The sequence below is a fragment of the Paenibacillus sp. MY03 genome, assembly GCF_002165585.1.
Taxonomy (GTDB): domain Bacteria; phylum Bacillota; class Bacilli; order Paenibacillales; family Paenibacillaceae; genus Pristimantibacillus; species Pristimantibacillus agaridevorans.
This window is the reverse complement of sequence record NZ_MXQD01000011.1, coordinates 92,667-110,493: the sequence shown is the minus strand read 5'-3', so window position 1 is coordinate 110,493 and position 17,827 is coordinate 92,667. Positions and strand designations below refer to the sequence as shown.

The following is a 17,827-nucleotide window of genomic DNA, read 5'->3' as shown; positions in this document are numbered from 1 at the left end:
GTGATGGAACAGCCAGCTTTGCGAAAGCGCAGAAACTTGGATGTGGAATATACATGGACGGGCAGACTATTTACATGGTCCGGTTATATTCTCGTCGCGCTGTTTACAATATTTTGTTTAGTGCCGTTTTGGATGGTGCTTATCAACTCCTTCGCTGCCGAAAAAGAAATCATGACCAATGGCTTTCAATTGTTTCCTGCACAATTTTCATTAGATGCTTATAAGATGCTGTTTAGAAGCAATCAAATTTATAGCAGCTATTTTGTCACTATCTTTGTAACGATTGTAGGCACGGTGTTAGCCATGCTCGTTACCAGCATGTATGCTTACGTGCTCGCTCATCGCAAAGTAAAGTATAGAAATTTTCTATCGTTTATGACTTACTTGACGATGATATTTGGTGCGGGTCTGGTTGGATTTTATATTACAATTGCCATCTATCTGGACTTAAAGGATAGCATTTGGGCTTTAATATTGCCGTATTTATTAAATCCGTTCTTTGCGTTTATACTGGTCGCCTTTTATCGGAGCGTGCCGTATGAGCTCAATGAGGCGGCAACTGTTGACGGAGCAAGCGAGTATAAAATATTTTTTAAAATCGTATGGCCGATTTCGTTGCCGGCCATTTCTACAGTCAGTTTGTTTTATGCACTGACATTCTGGAACGATTTTTGGTTATCGCTGCTATTCATTGATAACCATAAGCTACATCCGCTGCAAATTATGCTGCGCCAGCTTATTTCCAACGCCAATATGAAGCAATATGTAGCTGGGGCCGCAATGGACTACGCTCAAGCGATTCCAACGTATGGTCTGCAAATGGCTACCGTTTGCTTAACGATCGGACCTATCATTTTATTGTATCCATTCGTACAAAAGTTTTTCGTTAAAGGGATTACGATTGGTGCGGTAAAGGGTTAATTATAGTTTTTACTAACAAGAAAAGGGTGATCGAAGTGAAGTTAAAAAAATGGTTAGTCGTCATGTTGTCTGTCATGTTAGTTGTACTTGCTGCTTGCTCCAACTCCAATCCAAGCGGCGGAAATGAGGGCGGAGGCGATAAAGAGGGGGGCGCCGATCTAGGCAAAGAAGTGACACTTAAAATTATGCTGCCTGGCGATCGTCCGCAAGATCTGGATAAAATCGTTGCTGCAGCAGAGCAAAAAATGAAGGAAGACGGTCTTAATTACAAATTGAACTTTGTGTTCGTGCCTTGGGCGGATCTAGCCAGCAAAACACAAGTAACCTTAACATCCGGCGAAGAGATCGACATGATTTACGATGCTCCTTGGTTGCATATTAATCAAATGACTAGCGAAGGCTACTACACGGATTTGACTGATCTTATTAAAGAACACGGTCAAAACATTTTAAATGCCGGCTCCGAGCTTATTTTCGAAGCCAATAAATTTAACGGCAAAATGACTGCTATTCCGCTAGGAAGTAAAAACGGTCATGCCAACTCTATCATTATCCGTAAAGATATTCGCGAAGAGCTTGGACTTGAAGAAGTGAAAACACATGAGCAGTTTATCGAGTTTCTAAGAGCAGTAAAAGAGAAGAAGCCTGAAATTATCCCTTATTCCGCTTGGGGCGTTTCACCGGACTTATCCTACGCAGGTATTCGCATCGAAAATGATTACGAAGCCGGCTTTAGAGTTACACCTGCTTTCAACCGCAACTTTACGTTATACTTGAAAGGCAATGATCCGACGGTTTACAACTTGTTTGACGAGATGGACCCGACAATATGGAGTTATATCGAGCTTACAAGATCGATGTATCAAGAAGGCCTGATCAACCCGGATATTATGTCCAGCCCTGACAGTAAGGTTATGCTGAAATCCGGTGAAATTGCATCTATGACATATACGGACTTCTCGATGCAGCAAAATACGTTGCGCGAATTGCAGGCAAACGTGCCAGGAGCGGATTTGGAAATTTTCGAGCTTTATAAATTCGAAAAGAATGCCAACACATCCGATTACAAACAAAACGATTATTTGGCAATACCAAAGGCAAGCAAAAATCCTGTAGATGCTATTAAATTTTTGAACTGGGCACATGAGCAAGACAATTACAACCTGATATCGTTTGGTATTGAAGGCGAGCATTGGGAAGCCGTAGGCGACACGCAGTATAAACCGCTTAAAGATTCTTATCCGTGGTTTGGCTGGTCCTTCTTATGGGCTCCCAAATATCATAAGTTCAGCGCAGAATTCTCGCCGGAAGATCTTGCGAAAAACGAATTCTATTATACGGCTGAAAACTTTGAAAAAGATGTTCTAACTGGCTTTACCTTTGACACAAGCCCGATTGCAAACGAAATTGCTCAATTCAACTCCATTGACGCTAAGTACTACCCGCTAATTATGAACGGCGTAGTTGATCCGGCGGAAGCATGGGACAAGTATAAAAAAGAAGGCGAAGCGGTCGTTAAAAAGATTCAAAATGAACTGCAAGCACAAATTCAAACCTTTTTGGATGGACAAAAATAAACTGGCGGTAGTGAGTGAGGTGAGCGAACGATGGATGTAAAAAGAATTATTATCGATACCGATATCGGCTCAGATCCGGATGACTCTGTCGCACTTGCACTCGCTATGCGATCTCCCGAACTCCAGATTGAAGGCATTACGACCGTGTATGGCGATGTTGATTTACGAGCGCGTTTAGCGAAAAAAATGCTGCGACTCGGAGAGAAGGCGGATATTCCGATATATACGGGCATCAGTCCTTCCTTGCTGCGCAATCGCGAGGTTTGGTGGGGCGGGCATGAAGGCGAAGGCGTACTCGAGGGCGGCGAGCCGACCGAGTCTGCCGGACATGCCGTAGATTTCATAATTGAAAAAATTATGAACAATCCCGGTCAAATTACCGTGATTGCCATTGGTCCGCTTGCTAACGTAGCGGCAGCACTCATTCGCGAACCGGCTATCGCAACGAACGTAAAGCAAATCCTTATGATGGGCGGCGTAACTCGCCTGGGCAAGGGCGGCGCTAGCTTACCCGTACTTGAGCATAATATCAAATGCGATCCGGAAGCGGCCTCTGTCGTTTTCGCTTCGGGTGCACCGATCGTCATGGTTGGACTTGATGTTACGATGCATGTAAACATACATCGTTCGGAAGTTCAGCAGTTAAGCCGCTCGACCAGCCCATTAAATCAAGCGGTTAGCGAAATGTTGGGCAGATGGCTTGATATTTGCCAGCGCGACTTTACGGCTATGCACGATCCGATAGCGGTTTCGTACTTGCTTGATGACGCGGTTTTGCAGACAGAAAGAATGAACGTAACGGTAGAATATGATTTGCGCCATCCATCAGGGATGACAGTGGCTGTCCCGTCGGAAACAGGCAATGTGCAGGTTTGCCTGGGCGTAAATAGCGAACGGTTTATTCGGCTTCTGATGGAACGATTGCTAGGGAATGAATAGTCATTGCTATAATTGGCATAATACAATACGATACGGTTGCGAAAGGAAATCCTCTCTTTCATTTAGAGAGGATTCCTTTCGCATTTATAAACAGACAAGCCGTTCGTTCAAACAGCATCTTTGTAGCTGCTGCTTCCACTGACCAAGTCAACAAGGCGGGTAGTTTCCAATGAAAAGTAAATTAATTCCCAGATCAACTTATATTCGTATCTTTATTGCCCTTGCCATATTGTGCACGTTCATTATTGCCATATTTTCTTTATTTCTAACCAAGCAATTTTCGAAATACTATATGGATGAAATAAAAGTTATTGCTGACAACCAGTTAAAGCAAACGGTGTTTGACACGGAATTTACGTTAGAAAAGCTAAAGAGTTACAGCATAAACATGTATCAAGATCCGGATATTTTTAATTGGATCTCGGTTAATCGTAGAGATAAAGTGGCGGATTATCAAGCGATGGTCGCTTTGCGCCGCTATATTAATACAGAACGTTTTATTAGCAATGTTTATTTGATCAATAAGCAAACAGGCGATGTATTGGATTATCAAAAAGGGATTTCTGTTTTGGAAGCCTTTCATGATCAAACGATACTGCAATTAGAAGACAAAAAGAGCCAAGAGTATTTGCATTTTTTCTATCACGAGACTGCTCAAAAAGCTTATTGGGGGCTTGTTTTACCTCCGGATATTAGTCATGTGGACTATACCGGAAGCCTCGTCGTATTGTATGATCTGCAAATAGTCGAAGATTATTTTCAAAATAGTGGGGATGAAGACGTCCAAATTGCTGTGTTGGATGGTGAAGGCCGTTCGGTGCTTGGCGACCATAGAGAAGAATGGGATGCAGCGATATATGAGCATGCTTCGCAAACGGATAAGTCCTACTTTCAGTTTGAATATGGCAATGAAACTTATTTCGCCAGCTCTGCTGGACTGAATTCGAATAAATGGAAGTTGTATTATGTTATTGGCATGAGCGGCTGGGACAAGAAGGTGGATCAATTTTCCGCCATTATTGTGTTATCTTCATTTGCTATGCTAGTTGCGATTATCATTGTGATGTTTTGGAATTCGCATCGATATATTAAACCTTTTAGTTCCCTTGCCAAAAAAGTACAACTGCTTTCGACGAGCTCTAAAGATGAGCGTTCGCTTGAGTGGGAGTATGATGTCATTAAGCGCGGTATTGATAGCCTGGTACATACCAGGGACGAGATGATACATACGATGCGTGATCATGAGTTTATGATTACGGATGAATATTTTCGTCGCTGGATTTTGCAGGGAAAGATGAACTCCTCCATGAAAGCTTATATCGAGAAGCGGTCATCCTTAGTACATTATGATTATATAAGACTTGCCGTTATCCGTATCGATTCGTACGCGGAGTTTCAAGAAAAATATAATTTTGAATCTCGTAAATTAATGAAATATGCCATAGGCAATATCGCTCAGGAAGTATTACAGCAAGCGGAAAAGGATTCTCGAGCAGTCGACATCGGCGGGGATCATCTCGTCTTATTAATCGGCTGTTTGCCCGAGGAAATCGCGGATTCTTCTGAGGACGACATCCTAACCCGACAAGTTCTGCCGATGGTTTCGGAGCAGGTTAAGAAATGGCTGTCGCTGCAGGTTACGATAGCTATAAGCTCGATCCGGGATATTTCGGACGATGTACGGCTTGGCTATGACAATATGTATGAGCTATCGACCTTTAAATTTGTAAGCGGCGAGGACCGTATTTACGAAGAGCGGGATCTGGAAGTATACGATACACTGCTCCAGCCGCCGGATGATGTTATGCTGCTTGAGCAAATTATGTATTCGGTTCGTTTGGGGCAAGAAAATGCGATGCGCTCGCATGTGGACACCCTATTCGCCAAGCTGCAGCATCTATCTTATACGGATTGTAAATATCAATTGGATCTTATTATGCACACATTTATGAGGAGTTTCCATTCGATTAAATCGGTTCAGGCTTTGCACGGCACTGAAATTCAGCTTGATCGATTTGCGACTCTGCAATTATTTCGACAATGGTTCGAAGAACAGCTAGTGCAGGCTATGGAGACCATCCAAAACAACAGCCGTATTGGACGTAAAGAAGAGTATGTGGACGAAATGAAGGAATATATTCAAAACCACCTGCATTCGGCGCAGCTTAATATTGATGAGATTGCAGAAAAACTATCGCTTTCCCCGGGTTATGTAAGGCAGATCTTTAAAGAAGTTACCGAGATGTCTTTGTCGGATTATATTTTAAATAAGCGAGTGGAAAATGTTTGCCTGCTGCTTATTAACACGGACTGGACAGTTGCGGAAATTGCCAAGCAATCCGGCTTTCAAACAAAAAGCCACTTTTTTACGATTTTCAAAAAAAGCACGGGTATAACGCCAAATCAGTATCGCATCGCGCATGGCAAGGAGCAGACGGAGTAGAAAAGGGAACCTTATTCCCTGAGGGAGACGAAATAACGCAGCCAGTTGGCTGCGTTATTTTCTTTCTGTTACCTTGCTTCCATCATACGAATAATGATTGTCGTTCCTTTGCCCTCTTCGCTGTGCATGTCAAAGCTTGCTCCTTTAATAAGCGAAAGCTTTCGAAACGGATTCATAAAGCCGAGTCCCTCGCTTTTGCCATGCATGAGCTCCTGCTGCTTCTCGTGAGGGATACCTGCGCCGTTATCCGCAATCATGATTTTGATTCGCTGCTGCCCGCGTTCGAATTGTTCTCGTTCGATCGCCAGACGCAGCGTTCCGCCGGCTTTATTATTGGATATGCCGTGATGGACGGCATTTTCTACCAATGGCTGGAGCGTCATCGCCGGGATGTCGATGTTAATGGTTTCGTCAATATCGTATTCGATATGCAGCCTGTCGTCGAAACGTATTTGTTCGATCGCTAAATAGGCCTTTACAAGCTCTAACTCCTCCTTTAAAGGGATGAGCGAACGCTGCTTCTGGTAATCCAGCTTTGCACGGAAATAGGTAGCAAGATGATCCAATGCCGATCTTGTTTTCTCCTGATCAAAGTAGCTGAGCGAAATAATCGAATTGATCGTATTATACAAAAAATGCGGCGTAATTTGTGCGTAAAAGGAGCGAAGCTCATTCTCCACCGCTTCATGGGCTGACTTTTTCATAAGGAGCAAGGACTCGATTCGCACCTCTAGTTCAGCCAAGTTTACCGGCTTTTGCAAGTAATCATTAGCCCCCAATTGAAAGGAAACAACAAAATCGGACAATTGCCCTGCTGCTGTTAACATAATGACCGGCAGCTCTACCCAATCCTGCTTTTGCCTGATCGTTTTGCAAACCTCATACCCCGTCATCTGCGGCATCATTAAATCCAAAAGTAGTAGATCTACCTTATCATTTTCAATAATGTCCAGAGCTTCCTGCCCGCTGCCTACCGCAATTACGCTATAATCCAAAGAATGAAGCCAATTAATAAGCACCTTTAGATTGGCAAGCTCATCGTCTACGACCAGTATGGTATCAGGCTTTGAGCCCTTTACTCTTGTCTGGGGGATAGGCTGCGGCTGCTGCAGGTCCTGCACGTTCAACCTCGCCGTCATCGCTCGCTCATCCCGATCGATGTCGTTAGCCGAATACTCTAGCAGTTGCTCCTCGGTTGCCAGTGGAATCGTAAAGGTGAAGCATGAGCCTTGACCTAGCTCGGAAGTTGCCTCAATATGCCCTCCCGCAGCCTCTACAATCTGTTTCGTAATACTTAAACCTAAACCAAGCCCTTCCGATTCGCGCAGCCTGGTGCTCTCTACTTGGTAGAAGGTTGTGAAAATATGTTCTAAATTCTCTTTCGCAATACCCAACCCGGTATCCTGCACCGATATGTGCATGTGCTCTTCATTGACCCAAGCAGATATCGTGATCGTTCCCTGCTTCGTAAACTTAATCGCATTATAGATCAGATTGAAAAAAATCTGTTTCAGCTTTTGCTCTTCCATATAGACCAGCGGCATATCATTCGGGATTTTATTGATGATTTGTACCTGCTGAGCGGGCTGCATGACATATGCAATCTCATCAAGGACTTCCTCGACAACGCGAATCTGGATCGGTCTGGATACAATCGATACTTCCCCTTGCTTGATTCGGGATACAAATGAAAGATCCTCAACCAAACCCGCCAATCTTCTGCCAACCGAATTTATTAAAATAACGCTTTCTTGCTGCTGCTTTTTTAAGGGCCCTTCTACGCCCTCCATCAGCGATCGGGATAGATTAATAATGCCGTGGAGCGGCGTTCCAAGCTCATGTGAGGTTTTGACAAGGAATTCATCCTTCATGCGGTCGAATACGAGCAACTCGCTGGATAACTCCTCGACCCGCTTAAAAGCCTGTTGAGAACGATGGCTCATTAACAGCGCCAAGCTAACTACCATAATCAGGAATAAAAGCAGCGTAGGCGTTTCGATGTCGACCTCAAACAAGAGGACGGCTACGAGCAGACAGCCGTAGGCTGCAAAGGTAAAAACGACCGTCAGCACATAATGGGACTCATCGGTTTTTTGTTTATAGGCTTTAATCAACAAGATCAGGATGTATACAAAACCAATACCCGTAGTCAACGAGATAATAAATTGGATAACCGAAAATGGAACATAGTCCAGCAGACTCGTTGCTGCAAAGAACACCGTTACGGCCAAGGCTTGAATGCCTAGCAACCAGCTTAATGCGGTCACGACTTTTTTGCTGGCAATCATATTGAAAAAATGATACACGAATTGGAGAAAAAAGAGCACGAACAGGGTAAGCGCAACAGCCTGTATGTTGATTTGGGCCAAAGGACCGAGCTCGGGAAATAGTAAGTAGATCCATCTTTCATTAATTGTCGAAATATGTACAGCCTGCGCCAGACAGAATAGACTAAAAAACAGCTCATACCTGAATTTTCGTTGATGCTGCAAATACGATGTGAAATAAATAAACGAAAATAGCAAATAGCCTGCTATAAGGAAGGCTTCAATAAATTTTTCTCGGCCCTGCAGCGCTAATATTTGATCGGCCAGACCGAAATCGAGCGAGCTGACAATCCCTCCAACTGCATAATCGTGATTGGCAACCTGTATAACAAGCTCCAGCTGTTTATTGCTGCTCTGCTCCAGGACGACATACTTTTTAAAGTCGAAGCGATAGTCCAAACTGCTTTTGGAAGGAACGCCTGCAGAACCAAGCTCTTCTCCGTTTATATACACCTTGTTTGCATTTCGAATCGTATTTAGCTTGACCCCGTAACGATCGTCCTCTGGAACATGGATGAGCAAACGATACGTGCCGGTACCGAAAGGCGTTGCTTTTGCTGCTATATAACCGTCCCAGGCTCCAGGCACAGAGATAGATCGATGTATGCCCTGATACGCCTCAAACACATCCTCACCAGGCTTGGGCACGATTAACTCATTGGGATAGAAGTCCCATTCGCCGTCAAGCGGAATAATCCGTTTATCCCGAGGATCCCATTGCTGCAAAGAAAGAACACCATTCTCCGCCTGGTATGAACCCGTGTCGAATACGTGAAGGGAACGTAATAAAAAATACGTTGTCAGTAGAACGCCAGCCATAATCAAGGTAAACAACTTTCTATTAAGCAATTACCCCAATCCTCTCCGTAAAACCGCTTAACCTCCTGTTTAGTATACTTTACTAGTCTTATCGCGTTCAATATAACAAACAGTAGCCCCGCTAGGAGAAAGGGATGAGCAAAGACCTAATCTATATTATATATAATATATTACATAAAATATATATTGCATCATATTTAATCTATCTGGTAGTATATAGACGAATTAATAAAACAAGGGTAAGAACAGGAGGGGTGAGTTTATATCGGTAGCGCTTTTAAAAATATGACAGCGGTTTCATTTTGAATGCAAGCTGCAATAAATCTGAGAACGAGGAGATGAACGATTTGTTGAAAAAGCCGATTTCATTGATTTGCTGTTTTATTCTCGTATTATCCCTGTGTCAAAACCTTGCTTTCGCAGCCGCCTCCGGGGCTGAAAGCCCGGAAGCGTCGGCAGAGTTGCCGGATTTCCTTGTAGACGTGCCCGATAGTGATTGGGTGAAGTTCGAGGAGGATGAGTTCATTCTTTATGATCCGGCGGTAAGCGTCGATGACAGTAAGGCAACAAATCAGAAGGCCGCGCAATTAGCCGGCAATAAAATAGATTGGGCGATACAGCTGCATAGAGCGAGCCTCCCTCAAGAGGGTCAGTGGAAGATTTATGCGCATGCGCGGATTGATCGTGGATCGGCAAACGCTGGAAATGCGTTTAGCTATGGTATTTATCCGCCTTATGAGAATTCGGCATCGATGAAATTTTCATCCTACGCGGATGAGGAATATCATTATGTTGAATTCCCATGGCTATACGAATATGATTCCAATTTGGCTTATCAATATTTGTATTTTTCTACGGCCAACACTTCCATTGAAAACTTGTATGTGGATCATATCATTGCAGTCAAGTATACGCCGGACGAACAGCTTCCGGACTTTTTGACCGGCGTGCCGAAAAGCGATTGGCTAAAAATAGAGGAGAATCAATTTGCTCTGGATAACCCGGCGGAAGTTGTCGCGGATCAGGGGGCCGCAAATCAAAAGTCTGCACGGCTAGCCGGCAATACCGAAGGTCCGGTCATACAGGTGCCGGGATTGGCGTTGCCTGCCGGGGGTCAGTGGAAAGTGTATGCCCATATACGGATTGAACGCGGAACGGCGCAAATGGGGGATCCGTTATTAAGCTACGGCATATCTTCGTCAAATCCACAGTCGGGACAAATCAATCTTACGGGCTCTACGGACGAGGAGTATCATTACATCCAGTTCCCCTGGTTATATGAATATGATCCCAATGAGGAGTCCCAGGCGATTTGGTTTTCGACCCAGGATTCGGCAATTGGCAATTTGTATGTGGACCGGATTATCGCTGTCAAATACGAACCTGTCATGCCGGTAGAAAAACCGGATTTTCTGAGCGGTGTGCCCGAGAGTGATTGGGTAAGCATGGAGGAGGATCAGTTCCAGCTTACTGCTCCGGCTGAAGTCGTCGGAGACGCGAAAGTATGGAATCAAAACGCGGTTAAGCTGCCCGGAAATACGAGCATCCAGGCGATCCGGCTGCCTGCGCAAGCAATGCCTTCCACGGGCAAATGGAAGCTGTATGCCAATGTTCGCATGGAGACGGGGTTGGCATCGGGGACAAACGCATTCCAGGTCGGCATCTCCTCGTCCAAGCCAAACGAAACGCCGATCAGCCGAGCGCCCCTGGCAGACGGCGAATATCATTACGTCGAAGTGCCCTGGATTTATGAAGCCGATCCGCAAGATGAGTTATATCTGTATTTCCATACGGGAGACGCGCTCATCGATAACTTGTACGTGGACCGGGTTATCGCCGTGAAATATGAAGAAAACGAAACGGAGCCCGTAACGATCGTGGATAGCGGCACGGCTCATGCCGTCATTGTTTATCCCGAACAAGCGGAGCAGCAAATCGTTAAGGCAGCGCATACCTTGCAGAACTATATCGAGCAATCGACAGGGGTTAAACTGCCCGTGATGTCCCGCGATTGGGCTTTGACAGACCCGATCGGCGCCGCTCGCATCCATGTAGGTTACAGCATGGAGGCTCGACATCGGGATCTGCTAGACCCGATGAAGGATGATGGTTACATCATTGATGCACAAGGCTCCTCCATTACGATTATCGGGCCTACGGAGTGGGGCACGGAATTCGGCGTCTATCGTTTCCTGGAAGAGTTTGCAGGCGCGGTTTGGCTGCTGCCGGGTCCTGATGGCGATGATGTAGTCCGGCAAAGCACGATTGATGTGCCAGCGGGACTTATGCAAGACGAGCCTGCCGTCATCGCGCGTCATTTCTTCGGCACGGACGAATCATACGGCCTACATATTTATGCCGAATGGGCACGACGCAATGGCATGCATGACAGCTTGAGCTTTCATCATAATTTAAGCACGTTGTTCGATCCTAACGTATTCAGCGACCATCCGGAATATTATCCGGGCGGCGTACTGCCAACGCATCCGTATGAATGGCAGCCTTGCTTCAACGATGATACGGCATCGGCGGCGGTGGAACGCATCGTACAATACTTCGAGGATAATCCGAAAGCGATCTCCTATTCGCTCGGGACGAACGACAGCATTCATTATTGCGAGGCAAATCCGAATCACCCCAATTATCCTAATAAGACCAACTCCATGGGCCGAGTCGATATGTCCAATATTTACTACGCTTGGGTCAACAAAGTGGCGGAAGGCGTTACGGAATACGACAACGGGAAGTTTGCGGATAAATATTTCGGGCTGCTCGCCTATTTAAACGTTATTGATCCTCCGACAGGGTTTACCCTGCACGAGAATGTCGTGCCGTATATTACGGTTGATCGCATGATATGGGGAGATGATGATGCGAAAGCGGCTGATCATGCTTTAACCGAAGCCTGGACGGCAGTCGCATCCAATATCGGATTCTATGATTATATTTATGGCTCGTTATACCATGTGCCTCGTCTCTATATGCAGACAATGGCGGAGGTCTATCAATATGCGAGTGATAACAAGGTAATCGGACACGTCGGAGAACTGTTCCCCAACTTTGGGGGAGAAGGTCCGAAACCCTGGGTTATGGCCAAGCTGCAGTGGGATCCCGATCAAGACGTAGACGAGTTGATGCACGAATGGTTCGTGAGAGCCGTGGGCGAGGATGCCGCTCCTTATATGGCCGACTACTACGCCATCTGGGAAAACTTCTGGACCCATCGCATTTTCGAGACGGATTGGTATTCGAACTGGGCGAATCAGGATGTCAAAACAAACTTCTTGCCGTTTCTCGACTATCGTTATCTGGAAGACGTAACGGAGGAAGAATTGGCAACCGCGCGCGCATTGATGGAACAGGCGGTCGAGAAGGCAACGGCAGGCAAGCAAAAGGTTCGGGCGGAGCTGATGATGCAGTCGTTCGAATATTATGAAGCAACAGCGCTTTCCTTTCCGAGAACTTCGGCTGAAGTACCGGCCGACGAAGACGAGGCCAGGCAGAATCTTGCATTCATCAAGAACAGCTATGCGTATGCCAAAAAACGCGTGGACCTTCGCGAGTCATTTAGAGGCGATCCCATCTTGGAAATGTCGGATTATCTGGACGCGGCGAAGTGGGATGGCATTCAATTCAAGATGATCGACGCTTTGCTGCGGTATGTAAAAAACAACCCCGAGGTTGCAGACGTAGCCGAAGAACTGCGTTCCTTCCTCGAACAAATCGACCATAAGGAATACAGCGCGACGGCAGTCGAAACTTCGGCAAGCAAGCAGGATATTCTGAACTCGCTCGACTTTGCTTCCGGTCCTTGGAAGGATGCCAAACCTTTCTCCGATTTCCTGGTGATGAGCCAACGTACGCCTCCTCCGGTTGACACCCGTGCGTATTTACTGTGGGACGAGGATTACCTGTATGTCGGTTACGAGAATATCGACAGCGAAATCATGACCGATAAAGTGAAGATCAGCAATGAAATTGTCAACGGTTGGTGGAAGAGCGGGGGAGACGATTCGGTCGAAACCTTTATCGCGAAAGATCATGCAAGCGCTTATTATGGCTATATGACAAATCCGCTCGCCAAAAATTTGATCTATCATTTGCAGCCGCAATCCAGTCCGGCGTTTCAATCGGAGCTGCAAATCGAGAGCAATGCCGCCATTAATCAAAACGGCTGGAACGTGGTGCAGGCCATTCCTTTCGACATGATCGGCGTCGATCCCAATGAAACCGAAAGCCTGCTCGGTCATTTCTTTCGGAATTATCACGGTCATTCGGTGTTTATCGGTTGGGCGGGAAGCCAGCCGTGGCGCAGCGATCAGTTCCATCCGATTTACTTGCAGCCGCAAGGCGGTTCGCCTAACGAACCCGGCTCCGGAGATCCGACAACGACAGGGCCGTGGAAACCGGAAACGTCTATCGGCAATGCAGAGATCATCATTAACGGCAAACCGGAAAAATTGGGAACGGTAACGACCTCAAACCGGAATGGTCAGGCCGTCGTCACTATCGTTGTCGATCGGGACAAGCTGGAAAGCAACCTTGCTTTGCAAGATCAACCGGTCAAAGTGACGATTTCGGCTCAAGCCGATGCCGACGCGGTGATCGCCGTACTCAATGGTCAATCGATTAAGCATCTGGAGAACAAACAAGCGGTTATAGAAATCCAAACCGGACGTGGAACGTATACGTTGCCTGCGCAACAAATCGATATGGATGCGATAGCGGCCAAGCTAGGCAAATCGGTTTCACTTAACGATATCCGGATTCAGATCGAAATCGCTTCTTCAACAGCCGATATGATTCGACTGGTCGAAAGCGCAGCGAGCCGGGGCATGTTCGAAATCGTCGTGCCGCCGATCGATTTTACCGTCAAATATAGCTATGGGGATACGACGTATGATGTTGCGACCTTCGAATCGTATGTGGAACGTAGGATTGCCATCCCGGAACAGGTCGATCCCGACGGTGTCACGACGGCCGTCGTCGTCGATTTAGACGGAAAAGCGCGTCATGTGCCGACAGCAATCGTGCGGATTGGCGGCAAGTATTATGCACAAATAAGCAGTTTGACCAACAGCACGTACGCACTAATCAAACATTCGATCCAATTCCGCGATACGCAGAGTCATTGGGCGAAAGCGGCGATTCAAGACATCGGCTCGCGCATGATTATTAACGGAGTCGGCAATCAGCTGTTCGATCCCGATCGGGCTATTACGCGCGCCGAGTTTGTCGCCATCATGGTTCGCGGTCTGGGAATCAAGCCGGGTGACGGGGCATCGACATTCTCCGATGTCAAATCGACGGATTGGTATGCAAGCGATGTTCGTGCGGCTGTCTCTTACGGCTTGATCAATGGACTCGAAGACGGAACTTTCCGGCCGAATGACGGCATCACTCGCGAACAAGCCATGACGGTCATCGCCAGAGCGATGTCGATCACCAACTTGAGGGCAAAGCTCCAGTCCGAGACTCCGGAGGAGAAGCTCAAGCCCTATCAAGATGCTGCCACCGTCGCCCAATGGGCGAAAATCAGCATCGCCGAATGTATCGAAGCAGGTATCGTATCCGGCAGAAGCAGCCACTTCCTCGCCCCTAAAGCAGCAATGACAAGGGCGGAGGTTGCCACGATCATTCAAAAGCTGCTGCAAAAATCGGAACTGATCTAAATCGGAGAATCAAATAACGAATAAGGAGTTGTTGAACATGAACCAGATAAAGAAATCAACTCTATTCCTGACGTTTTTTTTGGCTGTCTCTCTATTGTGGAGTTTCGAAAAAACCACAGCATCCGGCGCGGATTTTGTAATAGACGAGAATCAATTTACTTATTACAATGATGGTTTAACCGTGACGGACACAACCGCGCGAAATGGTTTTGCGGGTAAAATGATAAACACAAGCAATAATTGGAATATCTCGCATATTCGCATGGATTTTAGTGAATTGGAGCCCGGGAAATCCTACGATGTCTTTTTTCGGGTCAAAGTGAATCATGTGTCGGCAAATCCCGCAGGGGATGCGTTTTCGTTCGGAGTCTGGGATAACACTTACGGCGATTTTATCATTCCGCAAAAGTCCGTGCCTTTAAGCCAAACGCAAGACATGGTATGGAAAGAATATCGTGCGGGGACATTCGTGCCGAATTTAAGCGTAAATCAACTTGTTTTTTTTGTGGCAGGAACCAATAACGCCAGTCAGGCATCGGAAATCTATGTTGACGAAATCATCCTGAGACCGCACGATTCCATTGTCATTCAAGACAGCAGCTTTATTCTCCATAACACATCAGTGTTGACTGCAAGCGCGCTTGCTTCCGATAATAGCGCGGCTGTTCTATACAATGGAGCGGGGGGCAACTGGAATATTCAAGCGCCGATTGACGGCTCCAAGCTTCGGAATGATGAAACCTATGATATTACTGCAATTGTACAGATCGATCGAACGGACTGGCATTCTTCGACAGGCGATATTTTTGGCGTTGTTTTGTATGACTCGACGACTGCTACCTATCTTGTGCCGCCAAAGGTGTACAGTACGGCTAGCTTGGAAACGCAAGATAAGTTTAAATTTTATTACGGAATCAAAATTAACGCTGCGCCATTAGCTCTTGATCCAACCCATATTTACCATGTCAGCTTCTATCAAGTAAACAACGCTTCCCAGTTTCCATCAATTAAGGTAGATCTGATTTCGATAAACGAATCGCAAATCAATGATAATCCCGACCAGCTCATAAAAGCGAAGCCGTATAAGATCTCCCCGGGAAACCAGGACGATCTTAACGATTCCGCGGGAATAACGTATACGCTTTCTGCACCTCAAAACATAAGCGTAAAGATCGTCGATAGCAGCGGCAGTCTGGTTAAAACATTGGTCAGCGGCGCTAACCAGAGCGGTACGGTAAAACTTTCGTGGAACGGCAGAAATAACGCAAATGCGATCGTGCCCAATGGGATGTATACAGTCGTGGTCAGCAATGCCAGCGGGGATTTGTATAAAAAAAATATTCAGGTCATTACCGGATTATCCTTAAATGCTCCTAATGCGCCAGAGCCTTTTGTAGCTCGGGGAACATGGTTTGAGGGAGGAGAAATTCCATATCAATCTTCCGCCAGAATCTCCTATTTAAACAACAGCTTTCAGGATCTGAAGGATGCCAATATGAATGTTGTCAGTATCGCCAACTGGAATGGACCCGCCGCGCTTTATACAGATACTTTAGATCGGGCAGCCGCTTATGATATCAAGGTGATGGCTTTTCCGATGGCATACAGCACGTTATACAATCCGACGCTGGCGAATGATGAAGTCGCTTTGTATAACGAGATAAACAATCGAATTTCTCCCATTAAAAATCACTCTGCATTATACGCGTACGTACTGAAAGACGAGCCGATGGACCTGGATATGGATCATGCGAATTTATTGAAAAACGCCAAAAGAATAACGGAATCGATTGACCCCAACCATCAAGCCTTAATAGACTATGTGGCTCCGGAGTATACGGAATTCCATTACGGAGTCCAACAAACGCAGACGTTATTAACCGATCCATACGGGGCGGCTTTGGGGTACCCGGTCGGGGATTTCACCCATTACATGAACCACCCCTATTATTCGAACATTGATTATAAGCCCTATCTGGACTTTCTTCACATGCTGACCAAAAAAGATATTCAAAACCGTGCTCCATGGTGGACGGTCATACAGAATTTCGGGCATGAGCCGACGGGTTTGCGAGACCCCATTGCGGCCGAAACAAGGGCGATGACCTATCTCAACATTGGACACGGATCCAAGGGATTTCTTTACTTTATTTATCAAACGGAAAGCTTGTGGGAAGGGATGGTCGACGAGCATTATAACAGGGGGCCGAAGTTCACTACCGTTCAAACTTTATTTGATGAAATAAAAACGCTGGAGCCTACTATCTTATCCATGACCAAAATTGCGAATGTTGCCACAACGATCGGAGGCGGCAATACCACCAGTTCGGCACATCCTCATGCAGATGTAACCACTCACGAAAATCTTGCTACGGGAGATAAGTACTTGGTCGTTGTCAATCATAATTGTTTAAATAGTGCTAATGTCACGATCAAAATCGATCGGGCAAAGCTTGGCATGAATATTACCGAAATAAGAGATTCGCTCACCAACGCCGTCATCCCGTTTACGACCTATCCGGACCGTTATGAAATAAGCAGCCTGCCTTTTGCGGCCGGGGACGGAAAGATACTCAAATTGAAGAAAGATACAACTCAAACGGTTTACGTTGGGCAAGACATCGATTTGAGCATGTTCGGAGGGGCTGCTAAAAATAATGTTGACGTATCGGCATCGGATGGAAAAACAGCCGTTAAGGTAGTCGGAGCCGCAAACGGATGGGATATGCAATGGTTTTGGAATAAAAACCAGCTTGTTCCCGGTGCAACTTACGACCTCTATGCGGTAGTAAAGATCAAATATGCCGACGACTTGAACTACGACGCGAACGGAAAACCCCAATTTGTAACTCCATCAGGAAACGCGTTCTCCTACGGAGTATATGATGCAACTACAACGTCGTATCCATTCGGAACACAGACAATGCCGGCTGCCGCAATGGAAAATATGTTATGGCATACGATCAAGATCGGATCATTTGTTCCTTCTCAAACCAACAATCAATACGCGTATATCTGGCCGGCGGATAATTCCTCAAACGTGTATGCGGTATATGTAGATAAACTCTATTTTGTGAAACAGTAGGCGAGCATTGGTTGCGGCGTCAATCTAAATTGCGATATTGGATT

7 protein-coding genes are annotated in these 17,827 nt (G+C 46.0%); 6 read left to right on the top strand and 1 reads right to left on the bottom strand.

What is annotated here, in order from left to right; genetic code table 11:
- Positions 1-3: 3 nt before the first annotated feature.
- From B1748_RS13100 to B1748_RS13085, 4 genes are all read left to right on the top strand, one after another.
- Positions 4-921, top strand: coding sequence for a carbohydrate ABC transporter permease (locus B1748_RS13100; protein WP_087568370.1), 918 nt, complete (start codon positions 4-6; stop codon positions 919-921).
- A 35-nt stretch (positions 922-956) separates the two neighbouring features.
- Entirely contained in the window at positions 957-2,498 is a 1,542-nt protein-coding gene (locus B1748_RS13095; RefSeq protein ID WP_087568369.1) for an extracellular solute-binding protein, read from the top strand.
- Between the two features lie 30 nt (positions 2,499-2,528).
- Positions 2,529-3,437: a nucleoside hydrolase gene (locus tag B1748_RS13090; protein ID WP_087568368.1), complete on the top strand. Its 909-nt coding sequence runs from the start codon at positions 2,529-2,531 to the stop codon at positions 3,435-3,437.
- Positions 3,438-3,606: 169 nt separating this feature from the next.
- Positions 3,607-5,880 carry a helix-turn-helix domain-containing protein gene (locus tag B1748_RS13085; RefSeq protein ID WP_087568367.1) on the top strand — a complete coding sequence of 758 codons (2,274 nt, stop codon included), beginning with the start codon at positions 3,607-3,609 and terminating at the stop codon, positions 5,878-5,880.
- Between the two features lie 68 nt (positions 5,881-5,948).
- Here B1748_RS13085 and B1748_RS13080 read toward each other — a convergent pair whose 3' ends face one another.
- Positions 5,949-9,056, bottom strand: coding sequence for an ATP-binding protein (locus B1748_RS13080; protein ID WP_087568366.1), 3,108 nt, complete (start codon positions 9,054-9,056; stop codon positions 5,949-5,951).
- Positions 9,057-9,373: 317 nt separating this feature from the next.
- Here B1748_RS13080 and B1748_RS13075 point away from each other — a divergent pair, with 317 nt between their 5' ends.
- Entirely contained in the window at positions 9,374-14,698 is a 5,325-nt protein-coding gene (locus B1748_RS13075) for a DUF4838 domain-containing protein (protein WP_179215564.1), read from the top strand.
- Positions 14,699-14,735: 37 nt separating this feature from the next.
- Positions 14,736-17,783: a FlgD immunoglobulin-like domain containing protein gene (locus B1748_RS13070; protein WP_087568364.1), complete on the top strand. Its 3,048-nt coding sequence runs from the start codon at positions 14,736-14,738 to the stop codon at positions 17,781-17,783.
- The last annotated feature ends 44 nt before the right edge of the window (positions 17,784-17,827 follow it).

Bases quoted from the DNA above. Each gene is read 5' to 3' on its own strand.
- B1748_RS13070 (WP_087568364.1), top strand. From the start codon at position 14,736: ATGAACCAGATAAAGAAATCAACTCTATTCCTGACGTTTTTTTTGGCT.
- B1748_RS13090 (WP_087568368.1), top strand. From the start codon at position 2,529: ATGGATGTAAAAAGAATTATTATCGATACCGATATCGGCTCAGATCCG.
- B1748_RS13085 (WP_087568367.1), top strand. From the start codon at position 3,607: ATGAAAAGTAAATTAATTCCCAGATCAACTTATATTCGTATCTTTATT.
- B1748_RS13100 (WP_087568370.1), top strand. From the start codon at position 4: ATGGAACAGCCAGCTTTGCGAAAGCGCAGAAACTTGGATGTGGAATAT.